This window comes from Thermovenabulum sp. (genome assembly GCF_049701175.1).
Taxonomy (GTDB): Bacteria; Bacillota; Thermosediminibacteria; order Thermosediminibacterales; family Thermosediminibacteraceae; genus Thermovenabulum.
This window is the reverse complement of the sequence record NZ_JBNATW010000028.1, coordinates 23,291-32,215: the sequence shown is the minus strand read 5'-3', so window position 1 is coordinate 32,215 and position 8,925 is coordinate 23,291. Positions and strand designations below refer to the sequence as shown.

Genomic DNA, 8,925 nt, shown 5'->3' with positions numbered 1-8,925 from the left:
CTACCTGTGATTACCAATTTTTAGGGAATCTTCATATTTTTGTTTGACGCTACCCTATCTAAATTTAAATATTAATAAATAAACTGTTGAAATAATTATAGAAATTATCATAAGAGGAAACCCTAATTTTGTAAAATCCTTAAAAGTTATTCTATAACCCTCTTTTTCCATAACTCCTGCAGTGACCACATTTGCAGATGCACCAACTAAAGTTCCATTTCCTCCAAGGCATGCACCGAGAGAAAGTGCCCACCAAAGAGGAGTTATATCCATTCCTGAAATTGCGCCAAGCCCTTTTATAAGTGGAATCATTGTTGCAACAAAAGGGATGTTATCAAGGAATGCAGATAAAATTGCAGAAGCCCATAAAATTACTATACCAGTTAGCATAAGGTTCCCTTTAGTAATTCCAACTACAAGTTTTGCAAGCATTGTAATTACTCCAACTTCATTAAGTGTCCCAACTATTATAAATAACGAAATAAAGAAAAATATTGTTGGCCATTCGATTTCAACGAGCAATTCATCAATTTCGATCCCACTAATTAGTAGCAGTAACGTAGCACCTGCTAATGCAACCGTTGATGATTCATAACCAAACTGTTCATGAAGGAAAAAACCCAATATTATTAAAAACAGGACTATTAAACTTTTTATAAGCAAAACTTTATCAACTATAGCACTTTCTTCATCCAATCCCATTATATGTTTTTTTAATCCCTCATCTACTTTCAACTCGTTTCTATATATGTATCTAATAATATATACAGTTGAAATAAGGATAACGATTACAACAGGAGTTAAATTTACTATGAAGTCTAAAAATCCAAGACCTGCTTCCGAACCAATCATTATATTCGGCGGGTCGCCTATTAACGTTGCAGTTCCACCTATATTTGATGACAAAACCTCTGACATTATAAATGGAATTGGATTTAAATTTAACATCTTTGCAATTACCAGTGTAACAGGAATCATCAGGAGTATTGTTGTAACATTGTCCAAAAACGCTGATATTATTCCGGTCATAATGCCAAACATCACTATTATCCTCATTGGGTCCCCTTTGGCAAACTTTGCAGCTTTGATTGCAAGGTATTGAAAAAGACCTGTCCTCTTTATTATTGCTATAACAATCATCATACCTACTAAAACACCTATTGTAGTGTAATCAATAAATCTTGTCGCTGCTCTTTGGTCGATTATCCGCACTATTAAAAGGAACATCGCACCTACCATTGCAGCGACAGTCCTGTTTATTTTTTCGCTGATTATAAATATAAATGTTATTACAAATACTGCAACAGAAGCAATTTGAATAAAATTCATTATTTCATCTCCCTTTTGCAATATTTAATCTTCATCTTTTTTTTCTTTTGATTCAGCAGTTTTATTTTTTGAATTGGTTATTTCCTGAATTAAATTTTGTTTTGCAAAATCAAATAATTCTTTTTCATCTTTGCCATTAGCAGGATATGTAGCTATACCAAAATGCCATTTGCCGCGCATTAAAGCTAAAATTTTATTAACCACAACCTTTGCTCCTTCTGCCCCTGTTAGAGGGAGTATTAATGCTATAGCATTGCCATTTATATCAATTACTGTATCTATGTCCCGAATATTTTCCCTTATTTTTTCTATTATTCCTTTTAATATTTCAGGATTTAGTTTTTTTTCGGACTGAGCAATAATAAGAGAAAGAGTTAAATTCCCTCTCTTAGCTCTATTTATTTCATTTTTTAGTATTTTTTTAAGTTCAATGAACGACCCCTTTTCAGGCGGAACCCCTATAAGTTTCTCTACCCTTTTTATAAATTCAGTCGTATCAAAAGGTTTACCTAAGTAGTCCGCCGCACCCATTTGTATTGCTCGCAAAACAGAAGAAGCTTTTGTATCTGCACTTAATATCATGATAGGAACATTTTCATATTTAGGCAATGTTTTTATAATCTCCATAAACGTAAAGCCATCTTTTTTAGGCAAATTTATATCTACTATCAACAGATCGAAAACCTTTTCACCATTATTAATCTTTAAAAGAGCTTCCTCTGCCGTAGAAGCAGTTTCTACATTATATCCCTTTGTTTCTAATACCTCTTTTGATATATATCTAATCATTTCTGAATCATCAATTATCAATATGTATTTACTAAAATTCTTTTCGTCCATAAAGTATTATTAATTATCCCCCTTTCTTTCTCATAAACTCTTTTCAACAATAAACTTATACTTTTTACTTTTTGCTAATCTATTCTTTGAGTCTATTACCCTTATTTCTAAGGTATGCCATCCATCTTTATAATCTCTGGGTGAAAGGGTTATTTGGTAAGGAATATCCTTTTGATAAGAAATCATAATATCGTCTACTAAAAATTTTACGGTGAACTTTTCATCATAGGTTTTAACATATGCACTTAAATTCAAATCCTCTTTTAATACGAAGCTTTCGGGTACTGATTTAAAATATCCCGTTGCGGTTTGACCGCTCTTTATAAAATAATCCGATTCAATTGCCTTTTTATAGGCTTCCCCTACTACGTAATTTTCGGTTAAAGAATAATTATTTATTCTCCTATCAGCAGGAACAAAGGGATTAGTTATATTGTTGCTGTCAAACCAACAGACCATCTTTATTCTCGGATATTTTCTAGGTAGATAGTAGTATAACTTTTTTATTCGGTCAACAGCAAAATTTGATAAATCCTCCTCTGAAATTGTTGTTTTGTGAGTAGCTGCCCACTCGGATATTTGGATAGGCTTTTTATGTGAGTATTTATTATATACGTAATCTAAGTAAATTGTAGGGTCTTCATCAAACGCTGGTTCATTTATGTTCATATTGTGATAAGCTACAGCGTAAAAATTTACGCCCACCCAGTCTACATATTCATCGCCGGGGTAATATTCATCAATATTTTTTTCTGGAACCGCATTCGGAGTCCAAACCATTGCTACATTGGGAGCTATTCTTTCAAAAACGTCATGCACAAGCCTAAACTTTTCTTTATATTTTTCAGGGTCATTATGGTATGGGGTCCAGTTCCCGTTCATTTCAGAAGCAAATCGAATAAATAAGGGACCACCGTACTTCGCTGCTTCTTTTGCAAATTCTCGGAGATATTCATCATCCTTAACCTCATCTAAATTTTCGGGTTCAATAGCAAGCTGGGGAATAGCGCCTGTTTTTCTAACTTCATTTACCCAATTTTTGGGAAAAGGTTGGCCGTAATAATGATATGTGAAAAAAACAGAATGATTACCAAAAAGACTATTAAATTCTTCAAAAATAGATTTGCCTTTATTCTTCAAATTTGTGTCAGCATCTACATAGGCTCCAATATAAGCTCCTACAACAGGTTCATATTTTGCTCCGGAGTAATTTTCCTTAAAATTATCATTATTAAAAAATTGATATAATCTCACTTCCGTAGTAAGTTTTTTTGCCTTTGTCTTATATATCTCCGCATCATCTTTTAACCCTTTTTTTTCATATATTTCCGAAGCCTTTGTGTAAAAATTCGCGGCATCCTCCATTTTCCCCAGAGCTTCATAGGATTTAGCAAACATAATAAAATTTGCTGCTGAAGGATTTCTTTTTATAGCAATATCAAAATAATATAGGGCTTTTGAATAATCTTTCTTATTGAAAGCATCCATCCCAAGTTTATAAGCCTTATCGGGATGTATGTTGTTAACATTAGAAGACACGGCTTTTTTTGGTTTTGCAGTATTTTTAACGGTTTTTGCTTCGACATGAGCAAAATTTGCAAAAATAAGACAGATTAATATTAGAGATACAAAAAACTTTTTCAAAATATACGCCACCTTATTTTAGCCTCCTTCTTTTATTTCTTAGAATTCAAATTGCCTGTTTCCAACCTTTTATACTTTTTTTAAAACTTTATAAGATTTAATTATTTTCCACCGTATTATTAGAAGAATTTTTGATGCTTTCTTTCAATTTTCCTATTTCCTTTCTTGCCTCTTCAAGTTCATTTTCTAAATTCTTAATCTTGTTTTTATACTCGCGAATTTTAAAAGCCATCCTAATACGGGACATCAATCCGAGAAGCATAACAACAAGGGCTCCAAAAACAGCAGACCCTATAATCACAAGGGCCTGTGAAACCGAATATACTGCTCCAAAAAACCTAATATCCACCTTTTCCGCATTTGAAATAGCAAAAATTGCAACGAATAAGGCAAATATTAAAGCTATAACAAGTATGAATTGAATCCTCTCTCCTGACATTTCGCCACCCCTTAACATTTCAGATGTTTTTTATTTCTTATTTTCTATAAAAATATTTTAAATTCCTTTTTTTAAGCATTAATATATAAAGAACTTTTCAACTATATAGATTCGTTTAATAAATTTTTCAAAAGTTTACCGTATTTTTGTTTTATAAAAAAATTAAAAGGCCACTTAAATTTTTAAAAGGCCTTTATTTTCGATTCTTATATGCTTCAATCCTGTTTTTATTTTTTAATAAATTGCCCTTTTTCAATAGTTTTCTTTGTAGTATAGTTGAAATCATCTTTAGTTACGGTCACTGTTTTTATGGCATTCACCCTCATTATACAATTTACCAATAATAGCAGTCAATACTACAATTACTATATTTTGGTGATAACGATATTCCATTGCTTTATATATTTTGGGTAAGTTTTATTTATAGGTTTGCAAATAAAAAGTATATCAAATCCCCGATTTTATGATAAAATTAATACAGCACTATTATTAAAGTATTACATCATAAATAAAAAGGGGGTAATAGCAAATGGAAATGGAAAGAAAACTTTCCCTCGAATTTGCCCGTGTTACCGAAGCGGCAGCAGTAGCTGCAGCCCGCTGGATGGGGAGAGGGGATAAAAATAAAGCCGATGAAGCGGCAACCGAAGCCATGCGCGCCGTATTCGATACAATAGATATCCGCGGGGAAGTGGTAATAGGTGAAGGAGAAATGGACGAAGCACCTATGCTTTATATAGGGGAAAAAGTAGGAACCGGCTATGGGCCTGCTTTGGATATAGCCGTCGATCCACTGGAAGGTACCAATCTCGTTGCGAAGGGTTTAAATGGTGCTATTGCAGTTGTAGCAGCAGCTCCAAAAGGGTGCCTTTTAAACGCCCCCGATATGTATATGGAAAAGATTGCGGTTGGCCCAGCTGCAGCCGGCAAAATCCATTTAGATGCTCCTGTAAAAGATAACCTCAAAATTGTTGCTGAAAGCCTAAAAAAATCCGTATCCGACCTTACCGTGGTTATCCTCGACAGGCCAAGGCATGAGCAAATCATAAAAGAGATTCGAGAAGCAGGAGCCAGGATAATGCTTATTTCCGACGGTGATGTCTCACCCGCTATTGCCTGTGCCTTTGAAAACTCCGGAATAGATATGATGATAGGAATTGGAGGCGCACCGGAAGGTGTGCTGGCAGCAGCTGCATTAAAATGCCTTGGAGGAGAATTAATAGGAAGGCTTAAGCCCGAGAATGAAGAACAGGTAGAAAGGTGCAAAAAAATGGGACTTTCTGACCCTGAAAAAATTCTTACTTTGGATGATATGGTAAAAAGCGACGATGTATTTTTTGCCGCAACGGGTATAACAAATAGCAATTTATTAAAAGGTGTACATTTTACTTCTAAAGGCGCTTCCACCCATACTCTGGTGGTTAGGGGAAAGACAGGGACGATCCGATTTATTGAAGCCGTCCACCGCTTCGACAAAAAACCTCAATACAACTTAGTAGGGCTTCAGATAAAATAAATAGTATTCACACAAAAAATCCCGCTTTCGAAAGCGGGATTTTTGCGTACAATTTTTATATTTAATTGTACGCCGAACGAATAGTAGCCAGAGTTTTCATTCCTGATATTTTTGTTACAACTTCAAAAAGCTTTGGATCTGTTTGTTCTATAGCGCTTACAAAGGGTGGATAATTTTTCTCCATTTAAAATCATCTCCTTTTACCTTATTTTCCTAATAATATTATATATTTATCAATTTATCATATAAATAAAGGTAATTTATTGCCGTTATATATTTTTATTTTCTCGGATAAACCTTACCATCATATAATCATCATAATGCTCAAAACCAAGACTACTGTATGCTTTTACGGCAGGAGTATTATATTTTTTCACCATTAATACCGGTATTTTCCCTCTTTTTTTTAATCCTTTTACAAAGTTCCGAAACCAGGGCCTTACAAATACCTTTCCCCCTATATTCTTCTTTTGTGTAAACCCCTCCGATTTGATTTACAAGATCTGTAGCAGCTTGAATATAGGCTTGCGCTACTATTTCATTATTATAAACTGCAAAAATATAATCCTCTTCCTTTGCCCTTTCTTTAAATGTTTTTATTTTCTCTTCTATACTTACTTCCGTATTAAACCCCTTTTTAGATGCTTCCACAGCAAATTCTGCAGCTTTTTTTTCTTGATTTTCATATGCGTTAAAGTTTATGTTAATTTGAAAACTGTCTTCATCACAGAACATTATTTTTTTGTAAATATGTATAGAATTAGCCCTTGGCTTTGTATTTTTGTCGCTGCATGGCACAATAAACGCCTTGCTTTTGAAAAAAATATACATTGAGTTTCAAATTAGGACTCCAAATAATATTGAAAATAATGTAAGTAAAAACAAATTGTAAACGGTAAATTTTATCAAATAATCCTTTTTATATCCTTTATACTCGTTTACATAAAACTTAAAGGATATTACACTCGCAAGGGATGCAATTAAAGTCCCCATTCCCCCAATATTTACTCCTAAAAGAAGCTCCCTGTAATTTTTCGTAAATCCAGAAAGCAGGATAGCACAAGGAACATTGCTTATTAACTGACTCAATATAACTGAGGAAATGAAAGTTGTTTTTGGCCTTGACAAGAGTTTTATAAAATATGCTTTTATACTATCTAAGGACGATAAATTGCCTATGAAAATAAAAAAGAAGGCAAAGGTTAACAAAAGTGCATAATCCACTTGAATAAAAATTTTCTTATTTATAATAAATGTTACAATGATCGTTATAACAAAGGCTATATAATAATTGATCACATTAAAAATAGATAAAATAATCAATATAAATAGCAAACTAAATATAACAGCCTTAGTTTTATCTTTTACCTCAACTTGTTCAATATGAAAATTTATAATTTCTCTTGGTATTTTTAGAACTAATAAATACAAGACAACAAGTCCTAAAAGCACAAAGGGCGACATTATTTTAAAGAATTCAATAATTCCTATTTTGTATTTAGAAAATAGAAAAAGATTTTGTGGATTACCTATAGGAGTTAGGCTGCTGCCAATGTTAGCAGCAAGCGTTTGAAATACGATTATTTCTGCAGGGTTTATCTTTGTTTTTTGCGCAATTATCAGCGCCAAAGGTACTAAGGTTATCAACGCTACATCATTGGTGATAAACATTGAAAAGAGAAAAGTAAGTAAAACAAGGGCTAAAGTAACTCTCTGTTCATTGTTAAATTTATCCAGTATATTAATTGCTAACATCTCTAAAAGTTTTAAATCCTCAAAAGCCTCGATTACTATCATAAGGTTAAAAAGTGAGATTAAAACTTTGAAATCTATGTATTCAATCTTAGGAGTTGAAAGAAAAGAAGTAAAAACTGCAAGAAAAAAGGATATCAATAAAACAACGTCTTCTTTTGCTTTATCTGCAAATTTTTTTATCAATTACAGTCCTCCTTTACTACCAGCAAATGCTATAGTAGAATAATAACGCATTTAGTGCTATAATAACATCAATAGTAAACACTTTAGAATAAAGGCCTAAGATCCATTTCTCTTCACATTATATTTAAGTGGGGACATGATAAATGGAAATTATAAAAGGTTTTTCTATAATAATGATATTTCTTTTTTTAGGAGAGTTTATTTCAAAAGGGTTAAATATTCCTATACCCGGTAATGTAATAGGAATGATTCTTTTATTTTTAGCTCTGGTAACTCGTATTGTAAAGTTAAGTGATGTTGAAAACGTAGGGACCGGTCTTATAAAGAATTTATCCTTATTCTTTGTTCCTGTTGGAGTAGGAATTATTTTATACTTTGATGCAATTTCAAAAAACGCTGTTCCCATTCTTTCATCAATAGTGCTGAGCACCTTTATAGTTTTAATAATAACAGGTCACATTACCCAGTTAATTATGGGCATTAAAAAAGAGGTAGATAAAGATGATTAAAGAAATTATTAAAAGCCCCGTATTCGGTGTTACCGTTACCCTCATAGCTTTTGAAATAGGCCTATTTCTTCAAAATCGAACAAAATCTTATGTAGTAAATCCAATGCTTATAGCAACTTCTCTTATTATAATAATGCTTTTAACCTTTAAAATCCCATACCAAAACTATAATGAAGGCGGAAAGTATATAAGCTTTCTTTTAGGTCCTGCTACAGTAGCCTTAGCCATTCCGTTATACAAAAATATAGATTTAATTTTGAAATATAGGATGGCAATTTTTGTCGGAATTTTATGCGGTTCGGTTGCCGGGATTTTATCAGCAGCATTAATTGCTTCTTTTCTTGGTGCTGATAAGACAATAGCCCTTTCATTGGCACCAAAGTCCGTTACCACTCCTATTGCTATTGAAATTTCAAACATATTAAAGGGGTACCCATCTCTTACATCAGCAGCTGTAATAATTACAGGCATAATTGGGGCAATGATGGGACCCGAGGTACTTAAAATAGCTGGGATTAATAATAAAATCGCAAAGGGCATTGCAATAGGTACTGCAGCCCATGGTCTTGGAACTTCCAGAGCTGTTCAGGAAGGAGAAATCGAAGGGGCTATGAGCGGCCTTGCAATTGGCCTTGCAGGGATTATAACATCTCTGATAATACCGTTTATAGTAAAAATGATACTATGATTTTAAAAATACTAATTTAAGA

Annotated in this window: 11 protein-coding genes; 3 read left to right on the top strand and 8 right to left on the bottom strand. The window is 33.0% G+C overall.

Annotated elements, in window-relative coordinates; translation table 11 throughout:
• Positions 1 to 54: 54 nt before the first annotated feature.
• The 4 genes from ACPLVF_RS09690 to ACPLVF_RS09675 form a co-directional block, all read right to left on the bottom strand.
• Positions 55 to 1,329: an ArsB/NhaD family transporter gene (locus ACPLVF_RS09690; RefSeq protein WP_424907634.1), complete on the bottom strand. Its 1,275-nt coding sequence runs from the start codon at positions 1,327 to 1,329 to the stop codon at positions 55 to 57.
• Between the two features lie 24 nt (positions 1,330 to 1,353).
• Entirely contained in the window at positions 1,354 to 2,169 is an 816-nt protein-coding gene (locus ACPLVF_RS09685) for a GGDEF domain-containing response regulator (RefSeq protein WP_424907633.1), read from the bottom strand.
• A 30-nt stretch (positions 2,170 to 2,199) separates the two neighbouring features.
• Positions 2,200 to 3,813, bottom strand: a complete 1,614-nt coding sequence (locus ACPLVF_RS09680) for a glycosyl hydrolase (protein ID WP_424907632.1) — start codon at positions 3,811 to 3,813, stop codon at positions 2,200 to 2,202.
• Positions 3,814 to 3,910: 97 nt separating this feature from the next.
• Positions 3,911 to 4,252, bottom strand: coding sequence for a LapA family protein (locus tag ACPLVF_RS09675; protein ID WP_424907631.1), 342 nt, complete (start codon positions 4,250 to 4,252; stop codon positions 3,911 to 3,913).
• 535 nt (positions 4,253 to 4,787) lie between these two features.
• On the opposite strand from ACPLVF_RS09675, the gene glpX reads away from it, so the two are divergent.
• A complete protein-coding gene (glpX, locus tag ACPLVF_RS09670) occupies positions 4,788 to 5,768 on the top strand; it encodes a class II fructose-bisphosphatase (RefSeq protein WP_424907636.1) in 981 nt (326 codons plus the stop codon).
• A 61-nt stretch (positions 5,769 to 5,829) separates the two neighbouring features.
• Here glpX and ACPLVF_RS09665 read toward each other — a convergent pair whose 3' ends face one another.
• From ACPLVF_RS09665 to ACPLVF_RS09650, 4 genes are all read right to left on the bottom strand, one after another.
• Positions 5,830 to 5,952, bottom strand: a complete 123-nt coding sequence (locus ACPLVF_RS09665) for a hypothetical protein (RefSeq protein ID WP_424907630.1) — start codon at positions 5,950 to 5,952, stop codon at positions 5,830 to 5,832.
• 85 nt (positions 5,953 to 6,037) lie between these two features.
• The gene (locus tag ACPLVF_RS09660) at positions 6,038 to 6,148 is read right to left on the bottom strand and encodes a hypothetical protein (RefSeq protein ID WP_424907629.1); all 111 of its coding nucleotides are present in this window, start codon (positions 6,146 to 6,148) and stop codon (positions 6,038 to 6,040) included.
• The gene (locus tag ACPLVF_RS09655) at positions 6,132 to 6,566 is read right to left on the bottom strand and encodes a GNAT family N-acetyltransferase (protein WP_424907628.1); all 435 of its coding nucleotides are present in this window, start codon (positions 6,564 to 6,566) and stop codon (positions 6,132 to 6,134) included. The genes ACPLVF_RS09660 and ACPLVF_RS09655 overlap by 17 nt, the downstream gene beginning before the upstream one ends.
• Positions 6,567 to 6,605: 39 nt before the next feature.
• Positions 6,606 to 7,706 (bottom strand): SLC13 family permease, encoded by a 1,101-nt coding sequence (locus tag ACPLVF_RS09650; protein WP_424907627.1) that lies wholly within the window; start codon positions 7,704 to 7,706, stop codon positions 6,606 to 6,608.
• A 143-nt stretch (positions 7,707 to 7,849) separates the two neighbouring features.
• On the opposite strand from ACPLVF_RS09650, the gene ACPLVF_RS09645 reads away from it, so the two are divergent.
• A complete protein-coding gene (locus tag ACPLVF_RS09645) occupies positions 7,850 to 8,215 on the top strand; it encodes a CidA/LrgA family protein (RefSeq protein ID WP_424907626.1) in 366 nt (121 codons plus the stop codon).
• Positions 8,208 to 8,903 carry an LrgB family protein gene (locus ACPLVF_RS09640; RefSeq protein WP_424907625.1) on the top strand — a complete coding sequence of 232 codons (696 nt, stop codon included), beginning with the start codon at positions 8,208 to 8,210 and terminating at the stop codon, positions 8,901 to 8,903. Before ACPLVF_RS09645 ends, ACPLVF_RS09640 begins: the two co-directional genes overlap by 8 nt.
• The last annotated feature ends 22 nt before the right edge of the window (positions 8,904 to 8,925 follow it).